Here is an 18,691-nt window from a genome sequence, read left to right on the forward strand (position 1 = left end):
ACGGCGATGCCTGCGTCGCTCATGGAATCATCCTCCCGGGCCGGCTACGCCGTGTACTTGCCTCCGCGGACCACGCGCACGTCCGTCAGGTAGGCCACCACGGCATAATGCTCGAAGTAGTGTTCCGCCACGTGCCCCAGGATGCGGTCGGCCGTCGCGGCGTCCACCAGCACCTCCACCATCACGTTGTGGCCCTCCCACTCGCTCGCGCGCACCCCGCGCGAGCCCTCGCCCCGCGCCTGCACGGTGGTGTAGCCCCGGGCGCCCAGCTCCTTCACCATCCGCAGGATCTCCGGCTCCAGGACCGCCTCGGAGATGATGGTGACCTTCTTCAGCGGAACGGTGTTCATCCGGCGCCTCCCGCGTGCATCCACCGCGCGATGGCAAAGTACACGGGGATGCCCGCCACCAGGTTGAAGGGAAAGGTGATGGCCAGCGCCGCCGTCAGGTAGTATCCCGGGTTGGCCTCGGGAAGGGCGATGCGCACCGCCGCGGGCGCGGCGATGTACGACGCGCTGGCCGCCATCACGCCCATCACCGTGCAGCCGCCCAGCGAGAGCCCGGCCAGGCTTCCCAGCACCACGCCCACGGTTCCGTGCAGCAGGGGCATGACGATGGCGAAGCCCACGAGAAAGGCGCCGCCGGTGCGCAGGTCGCGAAACCGGCGCGCCGCCACCATCCCATGGGCTACGCCGTCCCCGCGCGCTCAGTGGGGGGCCGGCGCCGGTGCCGCCGCACCCGCGGCACGGCCGCGGGCCGTCCACAGCGAGGCCGCGATGGAGCCGCCGATGAGGGTGGCGATCACGCCCAGCGACACCGCCGTGGGCACCTTCACCACGTCCAGCAGCATCATCTTGCCGCCCACGAACACCAGCACCATCGACAGGCCGTACTTCAGGTACACGAACTTGTGCACCACGCCGGCCAGCAGAAAGTACATGCTGCGCAGCCCCAGGATGGCGAACACGTTGGACGTGTAGACCAGGAACGGGTCCTTGGTGATGGCGAAGATGGCCGGAATGCTGTCGATGGCGAACACCAGGTCCGTCACCTCCACCAGCAGCAGCACCAGGAAGAGCGGCGTGGCCATCCGCTTTCCGTTCTCCACCGTCCAGAACTTCTGCCCGTCGTACCGCGAGCTGATGGGAAGCCAGCGGCGCGCCGTCTTCACCACCACGTTGTTCTCCAGGTCCACCGCCTCGTCCTTGCGCACGGCCATCTTGATGCCGGTGAGCAGCAGGATGCCGCCGAAGACGTAGATCACCCAGTGCCAGCGCTCCAGCGCGTACGCCCCCGCGCCGATGAACGCGCCGCGCATGACCAGCGCGCCCAGGATGCCCCAGAACAGCACCCGGTGCTGGTAGATGGACGGCACGGCGAAGTACGAGAAGATCATGGCGATGACGAAGATGTTGTCTACCGCCAGCGACTTCTCCACCAGGTAGCCCGTCAGGAACTCCAGCCCGGCCTGCGGGCCGGCGTACAGGTAGATGGCGACGTTGAACAACATCGCCACCGTCACCCACACAGCGCTCCACGCGGCCGCCTCCTTGAGCTTCACCTCGTGCGCGCGGCGGTGGAACACCCCCAGGTCCAGCGCCAGCATCAGCAGCACGAACGCGTTGAAGCCCACCCAGAACCAGATGCTCGTCGCCACAGATCCCTCGTTGCCGTGGGGCCGCCATGCGGCCCGGTGCCCTTCTCAGGTGGTCTTGCCCAGGACGGATTTCGTTCGTCCCCGCCGGCCGGGGGCGCATGGGCGCCCCGGGGTGGCGGCCGGCGGCTCCGGCGCGGCGTCGCGCGGCCGGAGGGCTACTCCCCACGTCAGCGAATCTGTCGGGAATCCCCTACGCCATCAACCTCCGTAACCAGTGTCCGTTCGTGTTGATGCCCCATCGCCCTCTTGTCCGAAATCGACGCAAATGATGGATGTGCAACAATTTGACTGGATGCAGCAATCGCGTACTCATAAGCAAAAGCTATGGATCGTGGTAGAAACGTGCATGATCCGCCGCGGGCGCCGGAAGGGGTCGAGAGATGTGGATGCGAAGAGGCCCCCCGGCACGGGCCGGAGGGCCTCCTTCGAACAGGAGCGACGCAAGCCGCCGTTACGCCTCCACGACCTCTTCGACCGCCACGCCGTCCGGCGCCGCGGGCTCGTCCTGCTTTCGGTCGCGGGGCCGGCGCCGGGCGGTGAACAGGCTTTCGCGCGCGGCCTGCGAGATGGCCAGCACGGCGGGGTGCTTCAGCCGCCGCTCCACCGAGATGGCATAGAACCGTTCGCGGACCTCGTCCGCGCGCCCGACGACGGACACCGCGTACTGCCGCCGGATCTCGGGCTCGATGGCGGACGGCCCCGCGAACAGGCCGATCCCCGCCTGCCCGAACGTCTTCAGCAGCGCGCTGTCGCCCACCTCGGCCACCACGCGCGGGCGAACGCCGGCGTCGTCGAACCACTGCGCCAGCGAGCGGCGCAGCGTGGTGCCCTCCGTCGGCAGCAGCATGGGCGCGCCATCCAGCGACCGCGGAAAGTCCGGCGCATATGCTTCCGCCAGCGACGGCGCGCCGAAGAAGGTGATCCCGCACTCGCCCAGCAGGTGGTTGAAGGCGCGCACCGGCGCCGTCGCCGGCAGCGGCGAGTCGGTGAGCACCATGTCTATCTCGTGGATGCTGAGCTCCGCGAACAGGCGCTCGGGACGGTCGTCGTGCACCACCAGCTGCGTGGGCGGCTCCATGTTGAGCGCGGGCGCCAGCAGGCGATACGCCAGCAGCTTGGGAAAGGCGTCCGTCACCCCGACGGTGAGCCGCATGGGCTTGCCGGTGGGGCGGCCGCGCAGCGTCTCGGCCAGCTCGTGCCCCAGCCCGAAGATCTCGTCCGCGTACTTCTGCGCGGTGCGGCCGGCCTCCGTGAGCGCCAGCCCGCGGCCGGCACGCACGAACAGGGGCTCGCCCAGCTGCTGCTCCAGCTTCTGAAGCTGCGCGCTGATGGCGGGCTGGGTGACGTGCAGCACCTTTGCGGCGCGCGCGATGCTCCCCTCGCGCGCCACGGTCCAGAAGTACTGCAGGTGGCGGTAGTTGAGCGAGGGCACGGGTGAACGGGGAACGGGTGGCGGCGCGGCGGAGCGCCATCCATCAGCGAAAGCGATGGATCCGCTAACGATTATGCATTTGTGCTCGGCTGTCAAAGGTGTGATCATGGTTGGCGTCCGGCGGCCCTATGCGCCAGTCATCCACCCCGAACCGCACCGATATCGCATGAACGCCACCGATCCGCTGGCCGAGCCCGTCTCCCGCCGCCGCGCGCTGGGCCTCCTTTCGCTTTCGGGCGCCGCCGTGGCCGCGGGTGGCGCTCTGCCCATGCCGCTGCTCGCCGCCGCCGACGACGCGCTTCCGCCCATCCGCAATCCGGCCCAGGCGATGGCCGAGCTGATGGCGGGCAACCGGCGCTTCGTCGAGGGGCGCGCCGTGGGGCCCAACCGCAACATGGCCCGCGTGCGCGAGGTGTCCACCGGCCAGGCGCCGTTCGCCGCCGTGCTCTCGTGCGCCGACTCGCGCGTGCCACCGGAAATCGTGTTCGACCAGGGCTTCGGCGACGTGTTCGTGTGCCGCGCGGCAGGGAACATCGTCACCCCGGAGCTGATCGGCAGCCTGGAGTTCGGCACGCTGGTGCTGGGGGCCAAGGCGCTGGTGGTGCTGGGCCACACGCACTGCGGCGCCGTGAAGGCCACCATCGCCGGCCAGGCGGTGCCCGGGCAGATCAGCACGCTGTACCGCCACATCCGCCCGGCGGTGGACCGCTCGGCCACGCGCGAGCTGGAGGACGTGGCGCGCCACAACGTACGGATCCAGGCGGAGCTGCTGCGCACGTCGTCGCCCGTGATCGCGCAGCTGATCGCGGAGGAAAAGCTGGTGGTGGCGGGCGGCGTCTACGACCTGGAGACGGGCCGGGTTACCCTGCTGGAGGGGTGACCGGCAGGCGCAGGCGTCCCCGGACGCGTGAAGGAGACGAACCCGCCGGCGTCGCTGCCGGCGGGTTCGCTTTTTCATACGTCCATGGCGGGTGATGTGGCCCGGGGAAACCTGTAGGATGAGTCGGGTTGTGGATTCAGCTTGGGAAATGTATCCTGCGGCGTGCCGTCCCGCGTCGCGCCCGTGGCTGATTCTGGTTGGCCTGATGGGCAGAATGCGGTGTGATGATCCCACCTGATTGCTGCAGAGTCTCCCGTCATGAGTGCCTGTCCGTTCTGTGATCCGCGGCCGGATGGCATCGTCGAGCAGGATCGGCATTCCGTGGCGCTGCGAGACCGCTATCCCGTCGCAGAGGGACATACTCTCGTGATCCCCCGCCGGCACGTCGAGAGTGCCTTCGAGCTGGATGCGGACGAACTGGCCTCACTCTGGGGGCTCGTGGCACGCGTCCGCGGCGCCTTGGCGGCGGAGCTGACGGCCGACGCTTTTACGGTGGGACTGAACGACGGCATCGCGGCGGGCCAGACCGTCATGCACGCGCACGTGCACGTCATTCCTCGCCGGGCCGGCGACGTGGACGATCCACGCGGCGGAATCCGGTGGGTGATCCCCGCCAGGGCGGCGTACTGGAACGATCCCGCCCGATGAGCCTTCCGCCACCGACCGCCGCGGAGCAGGTCCGATTTCTCCAGCAGCTTCAGCGCATCCTGTCGGACGGAGGGTTCGTCGCGACGTACAAGTTCGCGCTTTTGCACGCGCTGGCTGATCTGGCCGTGATGCGGGGGAGTGACACCGGCGATGAACTTCCGCTCGAAACCCGCGACATCAGCGAGCAGCTGATCGAGCTGTACTGGCGACAGGCGGCCCCGTTCCCCTCGGAAAGTCCCGCGATTCTCCAGCAGAACACCGGCAGACAGGCCGCGATCGTCTCCAGCATCACGACGGCTCGCGCGCTGTACGGCGACCAACTCGGAATGCTCAAGCAGAACCGCCGGGGATGGGAAGCACTCGTCCGCAAGGTAGACGGCACGTTGCGGGAGATGCCGCTGTGGAGGCTGCAGACGGTGGGACAGGAGAAGCTCGATTTTCTGTACGAGAACGTCGGCGGCGGCGATCGGATCGTGCTGAACCCCGGCGTAGCCTATTGTTTTCGAGCGTTCTACGACCTGATCCTGGATCTGGTTCGGGGAGCGTGGCTGCGGTTCGTGCGGTCGAAGAACCTGCGCGTTCTGGGAAGCACGGTGGACCTTTCCGCCTTCCTGTTCGGAACCGAGCGTTCGAACCTTGCCCTGTATCACCCAATCCTGACGGAAGTACAACGGGGAGAATGCTTCTATTGCGGCAATCGACTTAATGGTGGAGCGGCCGTGGACCACTTCATTCCATGGTCGCGATACCCTGTAGACCTTGGGCACAACTTCGTGCTCGCGCATGGACCGTGCAATTCGAGCAAAGCGGACCACCTCGCGGCGGAGGCTCATCTCCATCGCTGGCTCTTTCGCAACGAGACGCTCGGGGATGAGCTGGCGTCGTCCTTCAAGAGTGTGGGCGCGTTACATGACTGGAGTGCATCTCGCGAGGTTGCGTTCTGGGCATATGGCAACGCAGATCGCCTGGACAGCCTGGTGTGGCGTGGGGGCAAAGTGCTGGAGCGGCTCTCGCCTCAGTGGAGGAACCTGTTCGCATAGCCATAGCTGAACTACGTCACCGCGAGGATGCCTTGCGGGGCAGTCAGCAACCGCCCGTCAGGCCGCGTCAGCGAGAGGGGAGGCGTGGAACATGCCTCCGGCGTCCTTCGCCACACCGCCACCACGTCTACGTCAGCACCCATCCGCCATGCGTCGTCTCACTCACGCGCTCCCGCTCCCGCTCCTGGTCCTGGCTGCCTGCACGGCCGCCCAGCCGCCGGCGCAGCCCTCGCCGCTCCCGCCGCCGCCCGTCCACGCGCCGGCCGATCCGGCTCCCGCTCCGGCGCCGCCGGTCGAGGAGGCGCTTGCGCCGGCTCCCTGGGACCAGCCGCCGCTCTCATCCGCGGAGGCGCCCGGGGTGCTCCTGGTGCAGTGGCGGCAGGCGGAGAACCGCGCAACCTGCGCTCCGCTCGCTCCTGTTTCGCTGGAGCCGCACACGGGTGCCCGGGTGCGTGCCGCGCAGTTCAGCGGCGGGTGGGCGATCGCCTACGACCTGCCGGGGCAGCGCAGCGCGTTCGGCATCGCGGGCACGGGCTCCAGCGCCCGGACGATTCCTACTCCGATTGGCCTCATCTGCTGCGCTGGCTCGATGGAAGCACGGCTGGCTACGGCCCGGAGGGCGGAACGGGTCCCAACCAGCTCGCTTATCTGCGCATCCCCGGCCAGCAGTGCCTATACAACGTGTGGTCCAACCTGGGACCCGAGCACCTCGTCCAACTGCTGGAACGGCTCCGGTTCGTGAATGTGGCGGGGCAGGGCACCGCCGCACGTCCGTAGCCGGGATCGGGGCGCGACTCGACGCGTCAGGCCAGACCGAGCGCGGCGCGAACGCGGTCGCGGTAGGTGCGCCCGGTGGTCACCTTGGCGCCGTCCGCCAGGATGAGCACGTAGTCGCCGTTGAACCAGGGCTCCACCTGGCGCACGCTCGCCAGGTTGACCACGGTGGAGCGGCTCACCCGCACGAAGCGCCCGGGCGGAAGGCGCGCCTCGAACGCCGTCAGCGTCTCGCGGAACTCCACCCGCTCGCGCCCGGCGTAAAGGGTCAGCGTGTTGCCGTCCGCCTCCACGCGGTCGATGGTGGCCGGGTCCAGCAGCAGCACCCGGGTGCCGGTGCGCACCGCCACCCGTGCCGGCGCGCCCGCGCCCATGCCCCGGAGAACGGCGTGGAGTTGAGCCTGGATCTCGGATGCGGACCGCGTCGACAGCCGCTCCCGCGCGCGGGCGAGCGTCGCGGCCAAGCGCTCGCGCTGCACGGGCTTCAGCAGGTAGTCCAGCGCGTTCACCTCGAAGGCGCGGATGGCGTGCTCGTCGTACGCGGTGACGAAGATCACAAGCGGGCACTCGTCACCCAGCGCGGCCACCAGCTCGAAGCCCGTCATCTCGGGCATCTGGATGTCGAGGAACAGCAGGTCCGGCCGCTCTCGCTCGATGGCGGGAACGGCCTCCCGCGGATCATCGTACGTACCCACCAGCCGTACCCCGGGCACCTCCGCCAGCAGCGACGACAGGCGCTTGAGCGCGGGTGGCTCGTCGTCGACGGCGATGGCGCGCCACACCGTATCCGTCATCCGTGCTCCCCCGCAGCGGCGTTCTCCTGGAGCGGAACCGAAACCGTCACCCGGAACTCGTTCTCCCCCTCCACCAGTTCCACCCCCTGCCGGTCGCCGAACATCTGGCTGAGCCGCGCCCGTGTGTTGGAAAGGCCGATGCCGGAGCCCGCGTCGTGCTGCCGCCCCGCGCCGCGTCCGCGGCTGTTCGCCACGCTCACCACCAGCATGCCGTCGCGCGCGGCCGCATCCACCGAAATCCACCCTGGTCCCCCGTGCCGCGCCACCCCGTAGGCCACCGCGTTCTCCACCAGGGGCTGCAGGAGCATGGAGGGCACCAGCGCCGCCTCCACCTCCGGTGGCACCGCGTAATGCACCGTCAGCCGCCCGCCGTAGCGCACTTCGTGGATGGCCAGGTAGTGGCGCACCATCTCCATCTCGCGGAGGAGGGCCACCTGGTGCTCGGGCCCGCGGTGAAGCACCAGGCGAAGCAGCTCGCTCAGCCGCACCACCATGGCCTCGGCCACGTCGGGCTCGTCGCGCACGTGGGCGGCGATGGCGTTGAGCGTGTTGAACAGAAAGTGCGGCTGCACCTGCATCTTCAGGGCGCGCAGCTCCGCCTCGGCCAGCTGCGCCGCCAGGTGCGAGGCGGCAACCTCGCGGTCGCGCAGGGTGCGGTGGTACAGCAGCGCATGGCACGCCGCGACGCCCATGCAGAAGGCGAGCAGGTTCACCGCCGCGCGGTTCAGCAGCAGGTGCTCGAAGGCGATCCACAGCGGGCGGCGGTCCCCCGGCGGGTCGCCCAGCCACACGATGGGCGCGGCGATCAGCAGGGTGTGCGCGAGGGTGAGGAGGATGGCCGCGCCCCCGTACACCGCCAGCGCGCGGCCCCAGCGGTCCGCGCGGATGGGCATGCGCGCGCAGAGCCGCACGATGGCGGGCGCCAGCAGGGCCCATCCGTACCAGGGAACAAGGTGCAGGGCCAGCGTCGCCAGGACGGGCGGATCCTGGTCTCGCACCAGGTGCTGCACCACCCCCTGCGTGGCGAACACCACGCCGATGAAGGTGGCGGCCAGGAACGCGGCCGCCCACACCCGGGCGAGCGGCAGGCTCACGGGCGGGCGCGCGGCGCGCGGGCCTGCGGCGGAACGAGCACGGGCCGCGTGCGCGTGTGCATCCGCCCGGCGCGGAGGACGGACACCACCGTCAGCGTGTTGGCGATGTCGTGCGTGGGATCGGCCGCGAGCACCACCAGGTCCGCGAGCTTGCCGGGTTCGATGGTGCCGAGCGAGTCGGCACCGAGGGCGTGGGCGCCGTTCCGGGTGGCGGCGGTGATGGCTTCCAGCGGCGACAGCCCCGCGCTGTCCACCAGGAGCTGCAGCTCGGCGTGAAGGTTGGGTGACGAGCCGCCGATGGCGTCGGTGCCGGCCGCGATCATCACGCCGCGGCGGTGCGCCTCGCGCGTCATTCCCGCGGCGAAGTGGAAGAGCGTGGCCGCTCGCGGCGGCACCTGTCCCGTGCTGTCGGGGCCGGGAAGCATGATCAGCAGGGTGGGTTCCAGGATGGTTCCCCGGCGGCGCATCTGCTCCAGCAGGCTCACGAGCGGGGGCGCATCCAGCGGGGTGGATAGGAACGTCCGGTGGCGCAGGGCGCGGCGCTCCTCGTCCGTGGCGCCGGCCGCGAGCGGGGGCATCACCTGCGCGATGAACATGTCGCCGTGCGATACCACGTCAACCCCCGCCGCCAGCACGTCGCTCGGGCGCCCGGGATCCACGGCCAGGTGGCTCCACACGCGCAGCCCCTGCCGGTGCGCCTCGGCGGACAGCCGCAGAATCAGGCCGGGCGGCACCGCGCCGTAGATCTTGATGCCCGCCGCCCCGGCCTCCCGCGCGTCGCGGACCACGCGCTCCACGTCCACGGCTTCATCGACGCGGCGGACCATCGGCGCCTGCCCCGGGGCGGAGCGTCCCGCCATCAGCCGGCCGCGCTCGCCATCGAACCATCCCCCCGGACCCGCCATGATGGCGCCGGTGTAGATCCGCGGCGTTGCGCCTGAGTCGGGGCGGGACGCAGCCGCGAGCGGGGCGACGATGGTCGCGGTGCCGCCCATGTCGCGAACCGTGGTGACGCCGCCCATGAACGCCTCGTGAAGGATCTCGGCCATCATTCCCGGAGGGCGCTCGCGGGTGCCCAGGTGAACGTGGGTGTCGATCATCCCCGGGATCAGGTAGCGTCCACGGAGGTCGGTGACCGCCGCGCCGTTGGGGAGGGGCCGGCTGCCGGAGGGGAACACCTCGGCGATCCGCCCGTCGCGGATCACCACGTCCATGTCGGCCTGGCGCGCGCGCCCGGTGCCGTCGATCACCGTCACGTGGGTGAGGGCGATCAGGGAGTGCGCGTCGCCGGTGCGCTCGCCCGGCGCGCTCCGGGCGAGACAGGCGGCGCAGGCGGTGATCAGCAGGAGTGCGGCTTTGCGGGCTGGCATCGGGGCGGCCTCGGATAGTGGGTGTGCATCGGATCGCCGGGAATGATGCGCACCGGTGCCATGCCGCGTAACGATTCCGAAGCGGACGCACGCTGCCGCGTGACGAACGACTGGTGTGGTGCAACGAGCGAGTGCCTGCGCCCGTGCCCGAATCCCCCCGCCCGATGTCGGACGACCGATCCAGATGAAGCGCGAAGGCCCTGCATCGGCGTGCGATGCAGGGCCTTTCGTCCCCGGTCGACCGTGCGCGGTGGCTACTTCGTCCAGACCGCCCAGTCGTTGCCGGAGGCGGCGAGGGTCCACCCGCTCCCCGGCGACCAGCTTCCCGGGCCGATCTTCATCGCCAGGTTCCCGTTGACGATGGCCGCGTAGCGGTATGCGTCCGCCGCCTGCACGGAGATGGTGCTGGTGGACGTTACCCCCTGCTGCTTCCGGATCTTGATGAGCGTGCCGATCTTGCCGCGCAGGTCCGCGCCCCAGTCGAAGTAGTGGGGCCAGTACACCGTCGGCGTGCCGGGATGGGTGAGGATGTAGGCGTAGCCCTGCTCCACCTTGGCGCCTGGGAACGGCCAGTGGTTCTGCCCGCCGTCCGGCGAGGGGCCGGTGTCGTGGTTGTCGACGAAGGTGACGCTCATCGCTGGCCACCAGCCCAGCGCGCCGGGAATGCACCCCATCCGCCAGTACTCGGTGCGTTCGACCGCCAGCTGCAGCTGCCACTTGGTGGTGAAATCGAACGCGGCGGAGCGGGCGCCCGTCGCGTCGATCCAGTCCATGATCTTCTGCCGGTGGTAGTTGGCGTTGGAGCACGAGGCGTAGTAGTCGCCCACGATGTCCGGCCACAGCTCGCCCACCGAAAAGTACGGCGCGGTCGCCGAGTTGTACCCGCCCACGTACGACGCCGAGAAGCCCTTCACGTAGTCGTACCGCCACCCGTCGAACCCCGCGGCGCTGGTGCCTTTCATCCAGTTCATCCAGCTGGTGATCTCGGTCTGCACGGAGGAGTAGGTGTGGTCCAGGTCGCGCGCGGCGCCGTAGCCGTCGCCCGTGTCGTAGTTGCCCGTGCCCAGCCCCCACTCGTCGTTGCGCGTGACCGCCTGCGCGTTGCTGGCGAACGCGGGGCTGGTGAAGTCGGCCCAATTGGTGGTGCCCACGCGGTGGTTCACCACCACGTCGCCGATCACGCGAACGCCGCGGCCGCGCAGCGCGCTGATGGCCGAGCGGAGCTGCGCGCCGGTGCCGTACATGGAGGCGTCGAGGTTGCGCCACTCGTTGGGCAGGTACCCGGCCGAGTCGGCGGCGCGCGAGGCGGGCGGAAGCCAGGCCATCGTGAACCCGGCGGCCTGGATGTCGGGCGCCTTGGCCGCGACGATGTTCCACCAGTCCCAGCGGTGCGAGTTCCAGTGGAAGGCCTGCAGCAGCACGTCGTTCCCGCCGCCGGCGAACTGTGCATAGTGCGGGGCGGACGGCGCGGCCGCCACCGGGGGCGTGGGGCCGTCCAGCCGCGCGGCATCGCAGCCAGCAGCGGCGAGGGAGGCCCCGAGGAACAGGGCCAGGGGCAGGATGCGTGTCCTGAAGGGATGCGTGCTCATCGTCGTCGGGCGGAGGGATGAAGAGGCGTGTCGCGGACCGGGAGACCAGGCTCCGGGGCCACGGGGATGCGCGTCTCGGCAGCAGGTTCTGCGCCGTTCGTAAGCCGCCGTCGCGTATTAGTTTGCAAATCGGCCGAATTCGCGGTGCACCAGAAGAGGGCGGATTTACTGAACATTCTGGTTCGCGGCGGCGGGTTCAAACGCGCGAGGACAACATCCTGACACGCTCCTGGTGCAGCGATTGTCTGTGTTGAGAATATAGGCGGACGATGATCCACCGCCTGGTGACCGCAGCGCTAACTCTGGCGGGATGCGGAGCAATCAAGATGATTGACGCCTTGATTGTCCAGGCGTACTATTCGGGACAATGTCTTGCGGGGGTATGATCCCGTGGATGCTTCCCTTTACACTCCAGAGTTCGCGACTGAGACGCTGGTATACGTGGTCCGTTCCTGCTGCATGACAGACCGCTACTCAATGGAGCAGGGTGAGGCCGCCCGGCCCGCCGGTCATTTGAGGACCACGGCTTCGCCACCGGAGGTCGGTGGCAACGTTCCGCGACGGAAATGCCGCCGCGGATAATGCCTTACTCAGGAGTCAATCTATGACGCGGAACAGGAAGATCTCGATGGCATCCCTCTTCGTCATTCTCGGAGGCGGGATGTTCCTGACGAGCCCGGCGGAGGCCGCCGCGGGTGCAGGAACGTTCGACTGCCGCGAATCGGTTCGCGCGTACTGCCAGTACGTTGCGGACAGCTACTGCAGCGAGGGCGCAACCTGCTGGTACAACACGCAGACCTGCCAAGTAACGAACGCCGAGTGCTGGTAATCCTGGGCTAAGCCGCACGGCGGCAGGCGCACGCTCCTGCGCGCCTGCCGCCGTGCGAGGCTGGGGGAAGTCTTCCAAGCGGGCTCGGCAAGAGCCGGCATTTCTCCGTCTGAACCAGTGCGGACGCCGTGAAAGCCATCTTGAGCAACCTGGGTGCGGGTGTAATGGTCTTGTGCGCCGTTACGGTGACCGGCCTCGTCGTACGTCGGGAAGTGTTCTCTCCGCCACCGGCCGCCGCCGCGGCCGAGGTCGAAAGCCGCACGGTTCCCGACTGGCGCAGCTACACCGAGGGCCAGCGGATCGGGCCAGCGGACGCGAGCGTCACGATTGTCGAGTTCTCCGATTTCGAATGTCCCTTCTGCCGTGTGACCGCCGACCGGCTCCGGGCGATCCGGGCAAGGTATCCGCGTGACGTGGCACTGGTTTACCGCCACTACCCTCTTTCCTACCACAAGAACGCGGTGCCCGCCGCGAAGGCGAGCATCTGTGCCGCTCGGCAGGGCCGGTTCGAGGGTTATCACGACGCCCTGTTCGCGCAGCAGGACTCGCTGGGCTTGATCCCGTGGACCCGCCTCGCGAGGATCGCGGGAGTCCCCAACGAAGCGGAGTTCGAAGCGTGCATGCAGAGTTCTGCCCCGGACGCGGAGATCGAGCGGGACCTGCAGGCGGGAACGCGGCTGGGCGTGCGTGGCACGCCGGCGATGCTCGTCAATGAGCGGTTCATTTCTGGCGCGCCACCCGGGGTGCTAGAGGATCTCGTCGAGCGCGCCGTACGCGGTGCCGCGATCGAATGACCGAACAGGGGCGGCGATACGCGTGGCGAATTCTACGATCTGAAGGAGGTGAGGAGATGAAGTGGGAAATCGCTATCGTCCTGGCTGCGACGGTCGTGTGGGCATCGGACGCCAGCGGGCAGCGGGCGCAGCCGCCTGCACAACAGGGGAGCGTGGGAAGCGAGTCGCGCAACGCAGGAAAGACCGCCTTCACGGGGCTCAGGGTGCGGGGGCGCCCGAGCCCCGCTCCGGACGGCACGCCGCGGTGGGCCGACTACCCCGTCGTCTACGCTGTGGCGGAGGGCTCACCGGCTGCGCGGGTGGGGATTCTTCCCGGCGACGTGCTCCTGCTCGTGAACGGAACGGACGCGCGTGATCCCCGAACGCTCTTCGGTGAGCCCGGAAGGGTATTTACGATCCGCATCCGGCGGGGGGCGGCGGTCCGCGAGTTCGTTCTTGCGAGCGTTCGCCGCCCCGCCGCACCCGCAATGTGACCGTGCCCGCGCAGGCCCCGCTTCGGGCGCGTCGCCAGTTCGCGGAACCCGGCCGTGCGCGGTTTTCGGCAGCACTGCGCCGGGTCTGCATCGTGGCGGGCGCCGTGCTCGCGGTGCTCGGGCCTCACAGCCTGCCTGGCCAGACGCGGGACTGTCGTCTGGCAGGGCGCGTAACCAGGCCGGACGGAGCACCCATCGCGAGTGCGACGCTGCAGGCCACCGCCACCGAGTTCGGCGCGACCGCTCGCGCGACTCCGGCGTCCGACGGCCGGTACTGTCTCGCGCTGCCGCGGGCCGGCGAGTACGTCCTCCAGGTGGACGCGGAAGGATTCGTCGGCCGCTCCCTCCTCGTCACGATTCCCGACGAGGGCCCCGCACAGACGCTCGACCTTCAGCTCACGCCTGCAACGGGCGCCTCCGTTCAGCTGGATCCGGTCGTCGCCCACGCCCCCCCGCGCGCTCCGCAGCCCACGCGGCGGGGCGCGGCCCCCGGGAGCGAGACCACGTCGCGGGCCGCGGTTTCCATCGGCCTGTTTCCAGGCGCGCCGGGAGACCTTGCTTCGTCCGCGGGCGTGTCGGGACAGTACGTGCCGGTCGCGGGCGGCGACCTTTCCATCGAAGGACAGCCGCCCACGGGCAACCGCACCACGCTGGACGGGGCGGGCTTCGACGCGCGCGACGTGCCGGCGGAGGGCCTGGCGGCGGCCGGCGTGTTCCCTCATCCGTACGACGTCTCACGCGGCCAGTTCACGGGAGGAGAGATTGCCGGCCGGACGATGGGGGGCACCAACGTCTGGGGCGGCGCGATGCGGTTGGCGGTCGAGACGCAGTGGCGCGCGTCCGGCGACGTCCCGGACGCCGGGCGGAGCGCCCCGCCCGGCCAACTGTTCTTCAGCGGCGGCGGCGGGGGACCGTTGCTGCCCGGGCGGCTCTTCGTATACGGTGCGGCCCAGGCGGACCAGCGGCGGGTGGAGCCGCTCGGACTGGATCCCGCGGGGCCGGGCTCCGCTCTCCCCGCCGACTCGCTCGCCCGCTTCCGCCACATCGTGGAGCGCCTGGGATTTGGTTCTTCGATCGGCGCCACGGCGGGCCATACCCGTTCCGCGAGCGCGATCGCACGCCTGGACTACATCCCGGACGGGCGGCACGAGGCCATGCTCCGCCTGGATGCACGCGGCCGTGAATCGAGCCGCGCCGCCGGACCGGCCCAGGGGCTGCTCGCGCAGGCGCGCGAGCAGAGCTTCGGCGGCGGCGCGCTCGTGCAGCTCACGTCGCGCCTGGACCGAGCCGAAAACGAGCTCAGCCTCCGCGGCTCCATCTCGGGTCAACGCGTTCCCGGCGCAGGGGCGGGTCCCGCCGGGGAGGTCTGGATCACCTCCGGGGGAAGCGGCGGCCCATGGTCCGGGGGACAGCTGGCCTTCGGCGGGGAACCACTCGGACTTCCGGCCGAGGAGCGTACGGTCTTCGAGGTGGGGGACCGCCTGGTTTTGATGCTCAGGGACGGGAAGCACCAGCTGCAGGTGGGGGGCGCCTGGCAGACCGAGCAGGTCTGGCGCGCGAGCCGCGCCAATCGGCTGGGGACCTTCACCTTTGCGAGCCTGGGAGACCTGGAAGCCGGGCGCCCGGTGCGGTTCACGCGAGCCCTGGGGGACCGTGCCTCCGAAGTGACGGCCGGGTACATGGCGGCGTACGCGGCCCACGTGTGGAAGCCCGGCCCCGATCTCCGGGTTCTCGCCGGCGTCCGCGGCGAGCGATACTCCTTCGCGAGCCCCACGCGATCCTGGATCGGCGCGGACTCCACCTTCGGAATGCTGCCGATTCCCGCGGACTCGCGCTGGCGGATGAGTCCGCGCGCCGGGTTCACGTGGTACCGGTCCGGGCCGACGTCGACCTTCAGCGTTCTCGGGGGCACGGGGCTCTTCCGGGGCGGGGCGCCCACACGCCTGCTCGCGGCTCTGCTGGGAGGCGAAAGCGGCCGGACAGCGAACCTCTTCTGCGTAGGATCGGCCGTGCCCGCGCCGCACTGGGAGGAGTACATCGAGAATCCGGCGGCCATTCCCACCGAGTGCGCAGGCGGTGCCGCGGGATCGCCCTCCCCGGCGATGGTGAGCGTTACCGGCTTCTCCGCCGACTATTCGCCGCCCAAGGTCTGGCACTCCTCGCTGGGTGCGACCTGGCTGCACCGGCCGTCGGGGTTCGGGGCCGAACTGCGTTTCGGCTACGCTCGCGGGCGTGCCGTCGCGCTCGCGACCGATCGCAACCTCGCTTCTGAGCCCGTGTTCTTTCTGGACACGGAGCGGGGGCGTCCGGTGTTCGTTGCGCCCGTCTCGATCGACCCGGCTTCTGGCCAGCTCTCGCCCGAGAGTTCGCGGCGCGACCCGCGCTTCGGCGTGGTGCGCGAGGTGAACGGCCGCGGCGCGTCAACCTCCCGCACCCTTGGCCTGGTGCTGCACCGGCTCACGGGGCGCGGTTTGACGGAACTGCACTACACCCTCACCTGGGCGCGCGACCAGAGCACCGGGTTTGCGGGCCCCGCCGGCGGCTGGGCCACCACCGCGGCCGATCCTCGCATGGCGGAGTGGGCCGCGAGCGACTTCGAGCAGCGGCACGCGGTTCAGCTGTCGATGGTGCGGTACCTCCGGAGATGGGCGACCGGAACCGTGGTCTGGCGGTTCCTGTCGGGGACGCCCTTTACGCCCGTCGTCGACGGAGACATCAACGGCGACGGGCTGGCGAACGACAGGGCCTTCGTCTTCGATGCCGGCGCCGGCGATCCCCGGCTGTCGGCGGACATGGCCGCCCTGCTGGACCGGGTCCCCACGGCGACCCGTTCCTGCCTGCAGCGGCAGGCGGGCAGGATCGCGGCGAGGAACAGCTGCCGCACTCCGTGGAATTCGTTCCTCGATCTGCAGCTGAACCTCTTTCCGGGCGGGCCCCGGAACAAGCGGGTGGTGCTCAACGTGTCGGGGGAGAACGTGTCATCGGCGCTGGATCATCTCTTCCATGGGCCGAGGGGCCTGCGCGGCTGGGGGCAGTACCCGTCGGCGGATCCGGTCCTGCTCCGCTCGGTAAGATTCGACGCGGAGAAGCGGGAGTTCCGCTACCAGGTGAACCCCGGCTTCGGCCCCGACGCGGGGCGCTGGCGGGGCGTGCCGTTCTCCCTGCGCATCCAGGCGCGGGTGATGGTGGGAGCAGATCCCGCCACGCAGGCGCTGGTGGCGCAGGCGGTGTTGAACCAGGACCGGACCGACCCCGACGTGTTGCGGGCCGACATGCTGCGGTCGTGGCGGATCGTGCCCGCCGACGTGCTCCAGCACGATCTCACGCATGCCCTTGGGCTCGCTCCCGCGCAGATTGCCGCGCTCCGGGCGGCGGCGGACACGGTGCGGGCGGAGTCCGAGCGGATCGCCGGGGCGCTGGCCGAGGGGGTTCTGGACCTCGGCGGCTCGGACGCGGCACGCGTGCGGTCCGCCGCGGAGCGCCAGCGCGAACTGCTCCGTGAGGCACAGGGCGTTCTGGACCGGGGCCTCACCACCACGTGCTCGATTCTCACACCGGAGCAGTGGTCGCGGCTTCCGCGCCGGCTCCGGGCGGAAGTTCGCGCGACATTGCCCATGTCCGCTCACTCGGGAGTAAAGCTGCTGCCGGATTTTTGAACCGGGCCGGCTCCGGACGCTCCGGCCCGGTGAGATCGGGAAGTTGCAGAACTTGACGTACGAGACTCACCCGCGGTCGCCGCTGGGCTGGACGGCGGTTCCGCCTCACCATCTACAAGGGTCTGGAGAGTGCGCGATCGGAAGATCTGCGGCAAGTCGAGCAGGTCGACGCGCAACTCGGCGTGCCATAGCGATCCACTCAATGCCGACCGTCTCGGTGATTGTCGGCGGAACCCGCCAGCGGCAGGCTGCGACCGGGGAGGTGGTATGCCCAGCGACTCAGGTTCGCCGCTCCTTCTCGACTTTCGGCGCGGAATGCTGCGTCGGGTGCCCCCAATAACTGTCCCTTCTTCAGCTACGGCCTGTGGCAGAGTCCATCAGGGCGTGCAGGTACCGGCCTCCATGCAGATTCCCGTTCGGATGACCTCGTCCCGTACTCGAAGCCGGCCGATCTCGAAGGCCGCGATGTTGGCGAGCAGGGTGTGAAGGTTCTCCGTCGCGGCACCCGCGGGCGTGAACAGCCGCAGATCGGCGCGGATGTCGTCGCTGATCCCGCGGGCAACCTGGGCCGCATACGTCGCTGTCGGGTTCTTGCCGTGTCGGCAGCTTCCATCCGGCCGCCGGTTCCGCTCACCTCCCACGCAATCGTCCGGTGGAGCATACACAGACATGATATCCCAGGCGGTTTTCCTGCCGCGCTTGGTGTACGCGGTGCGCAGGTTGCGGGCTGCCGCGCGTGCGCCGTAAACACCGCTGCGGAAGGCAGCGTGTCCATCATCATCCACACCCAGGCCGCCGTCCCAACCCGCCGTTCCGTTCGCCCCTACGCCCTTCAGGCACCAGTAGTTGTTCAGCTTCATACACCGGCTGCCCCGGGCCGCGAGCTCAGCCTCGGTGACGTGCACGTTCTTGAGTGCTTCCGCTCTCCAGTTCGATACCTCGTAAGTAGAGGTAGAGAATGTAGGTTCCTGCGGCCTGCTTGAACCTGCCACCGCCGCCGCGGCGGTTCCACAGACCACGGTACCCAAGACGGCACTGACTAGCGCGTTCATGGAATCCTCCTTCGCTCCAGATCAGGGACGGTCATGGAATCGCAACGCTGCTAGGGCGGTCCTGCGGCATGGCCGGTCCCCGCGGGATGGTCGAAACCAGCTGGCTGCGCGGCCGGCAGGCGGGCGTTCTTCTCCGGAACGAAGAAGCTCATCCCGCTTAACACCGCCCGAGAATACCTCTACGATAGATGGACCGGGCACTACGATTTCCGGGTGAAATGGCTTGGTTCTGCTCTCCGAGCAGGACTACCGTGATCCTAGGCTCAGGTCAGATGAAATATCTCGTAGCTTGCCCGCATTTCGCACAACTCCGGACCAACGCTCCCCCGGCCGTTGGTTTGCCAAGCGGAACGCGGTCCTGGGTAATCGGCCCGGCCTGAACACAATCCCAGCCGAGCGCCACGTTCCCGCTACGGTGCCCCCGGTCTGTTGCACACTGTGCAGTCTGGCAGTGCACGGCGATGCCTAAGGGATCGTACTCCGCTTTGCTCAGGAAATCGAGGGGAGCGGTGTTCAGCCGGGTAAAACGCACGTTTGAACCGTTTCCCGGTGCGGGATGGGTGCTTCCCCACCCACTTGCCTCGTAAGCTGCGATGGCGTCCGGGCTCG

The 18,691-nt window shown here is 69.4% G+C and carries 16 protein-coding genes and 1 pseudogene; 8 read left to right on the forward strand and 9 right to left on the reverse strand.

What is annotated here, in order from left to right; all coding sequences use genetic code 11:
- Window positions 1-44: 44 nt before the first annotated feature.
- From VF632_RS15285 to VF632_RS15300, 4 genes and pseudogenes are all read right to left on the reverse strand, one after another.
- A complete protein-coding gene (locus tag VF632_RS15285) occupies window positions 45-350 on the reverse strand; it encodes a P-II family nitrogen regulator (RefSeq protein WP_331023782.1) in 306 nt (101 codons plus the stop codon).
- Window positions 347-682: pseudogene (locus VF632_RS15290) on the reverse strand (sodium-dependent bicarbonate transport family permease); the annotation flags it as partial. The pseudogene VF632_RS15290 and the gene VF632_RS15285, both read right to left, overlap by 4 nt.
- Before the next feature lie 24 nt (window positions 683-706).
- Window positions 707-1,657, reverse strand: a complete 951-nt coding sequence (locus VF632_RS15295) for a TerC family protein (RefSeq protein WP_331023784.1) — start codon at window positions 1,655-1,657, stop codon at window positions 707-709.
- Window positions 1,658-2,108: 451 nt separating this feature from the next.
- On the reverse strand, window positions 2,109-3,089 hold the full coding sequence (locus VF632_RS15300; RefSeq protein WP_331023785.1) for a LysR family transcriptional regulator: 981 nt from the start codon (window positions 3,087-3,089) through the stop codon (window positions 2,109-2,111).
- A gap of 166 nt (window positions 3,090-3,255) precedes the next feature.
- Here VF632_RS15300 and VF632_RS15305 point away from each other — a divergent pair, with 166 nt between their 5' ends.
- The 4 genes from VF632_RS15305 (at window position 3,256) to VF632_RS15320 (ending at window position 6,399) form a co-directional block, all read left to right on the forward strand.
- On the forward strand, window positions 3,256-3,969 hold the full coding sequence (locus tag VF632_RS15305; RefSeq protein WP_331023786.1) for a carbonic anhydrase: 714 nt from the start codon (window positions 3,256-3,258) through the stop codon (window positions 3,967-3,969).
- A 258-nt stretch (window positions 3,970-4,227) separates the two neighbouring features.
- A complete protein-coding gene (locus VF632_RS15310) occupies window positions 4,228-4,617 on the forward strand; it encodes an HIT family protein (RefSeq protein WP_331023787.1) in 390 nt (129 codons plus the stop codon).
- Window positions 4,614-5,657, forward strand: a complete 1,044-nt coding sequence (locus VF632_RS15315) for a hypothetical protein (RefSeq protein WP_331023788.1) — start codon at window positions 4,614-4,616, stop codon at window positions 5,655-5,657. The genes VF632_RS15310 and VF632_RS15315 overlap by 4 nt, the downstream gene beginning before the upstream one ends.
- A gap of 148 nt (window positions 5,658-5,805) precedes the next feature.
- Window positions 5,806-6,399, forward strand: a complete 594-nt coding sequence (locus VF632_RS15320; RefSeq protein ID WP_331023789.1) for a hypothetical protein — start codon at window positions 5,806-5,808, stop codon at window positions 6,397-6,399.
- A gap of 61 nt (window positions 6,400-6,460) precedes the next feature.
- Here the strand turns inward: VF632_RS15320 and VF632_RS15325 are convergent, their stop codons facing one another.
- From VF632_RS15325 to VF632_RS15340, 4 genes are all read right to left on the reverse strand, one after another.
- On the reverse strand, window positions 6,461-7,225 hold the full coding sequence (locus VF632_RS15325; protein WP_331023790.1) for a LytTR family DNA-binding domain-containing protein: 765 nt from the start codon (window positions 7,223-7,225) through the stop codon (window positions 6,461-6,463).
- Complete coding sequence (locus VF632_RS15330; protein WP_331023791.1) at window positions 7,222-8,319, reverse strand: sensor histidine kinase; 1,098 nt, start codon at window positions 8,317-8,319, stop codon at window positions 7,222-7,224. Before VF632_RS15330 ends, VF632_RS15325 begins: the two co-directional genes overlap by 4 nt.
- Window positions 8,316-9,689 carry an amidohydrolase family protein gene (locus VF632_RS15335; protein WP_331023792.1) on the reverse strand — a complete coding sequence of 458 codons (1,374 nt, stop codon included), beginning with the start codon at window positions 9,687-9,689 and terminating at the stop codon, window positions 8,316-8,318. The genes VF632_RS15330 and VF632_RS15335 overlap by 4 nt, the downstream gene beginning before the upstream one ends.
- Before the next feature lie 254 nt (window positions 9,690-9,943).
- Window positions 9,944-11,278 (reverse strand): alpha-amylase C-terminal beta-sheet domain-containing protein, encoded by a 1,335-nt coding sequence (locus VF632_RS15340; RefSeq protein WP_331023793.1) that lies wholly within the window; start codon window positions 11,276-11,278, stop codon window positions 9,944-9,946.
- Between the two features lie 628 nt (window positions 11,279-11,906).
- Here VF632_RS15340 and VF632_RS15345 point away from each other — a divergent pair.
- From VF632_RS15345 to VF632_RS15360, 4 genes are all read left to right on the forward strand, one after another.
- Window positions 11,907-12,107: a hypothetical protein gene (locus tag VF632_RS15345; RefSeq protein WP_331023794.1), complete on the forward strand. Its 201-nt coding sequence runs from the start codon at window positions 11,907-11,909 to the stop codon at window positions 12,105-12,107.
- Between the two features lie 128 nt (window positions 12,108-12,235).
- The gene (locus VF632_RS15350; protein WP_331023795.1) at window positions 12,236-12,901 is read left to right on the forward strand and encodes a DsbA family protein; all 666 of its coding nucleotides are present in this window, start codon (window positions 12,236-12,238) and stop codon (window positions 12,899-12,901) included.
- 56 nt (window positions 12,902-12,957) lie between these two features.
- Entirely contained in the window at window positions 12,958-13,374 is a 417-nt protein-coding gene (locus tag VF632_RS15355) for a PDZ domain-containing protein (RefSeq protein WP_331023796.1), read from the forward strand.
- Window positions 13,375-13,487: 113 nt separating this feature from the next.
- Window positions 13,488-17,030 carry a carboxypeptidase-like regulatory domain-containing protein gene (locus VF632_RS15360; protein WP_331023810.1) on the forward strand — a complete coding sequence of 1,181 codons (3,543 nt, stop codon included), beginning with the start codon at window positions 13,488-13,490 and terminating at the stop codon, window positions 17,028-17,030.
- A 377-nt stretch (window positions 17,031-17,407) separates the two neighbouring features.
- On the opposite strand, the gene VF632_RS15365 is transcribed toward VF632_RS15360, so the two are convergent.
- Window positions 17,408-17,890, reverse strand: a complete 483-nt coding sequence (locus VF632_RS15365; protein ID WP_331023797.1) for a hypothetical protein — start codon at window positions 17,888-17,890, stop codon at window positions 17,408-17,410.
- Window positions 17,891-18,691 lie beyond the last annotated feature (801 nt).

Origin of the sequence: Longimicrobium sp. (genome assembly GCF_036388275.1) — a bacterium.
Taxonomy (GTDB): Bacteria; Gemmatimonadota; Gemmatimonadetes; order Longimicrobiales; family Longimicrobiaceae; genus Longimicrobium.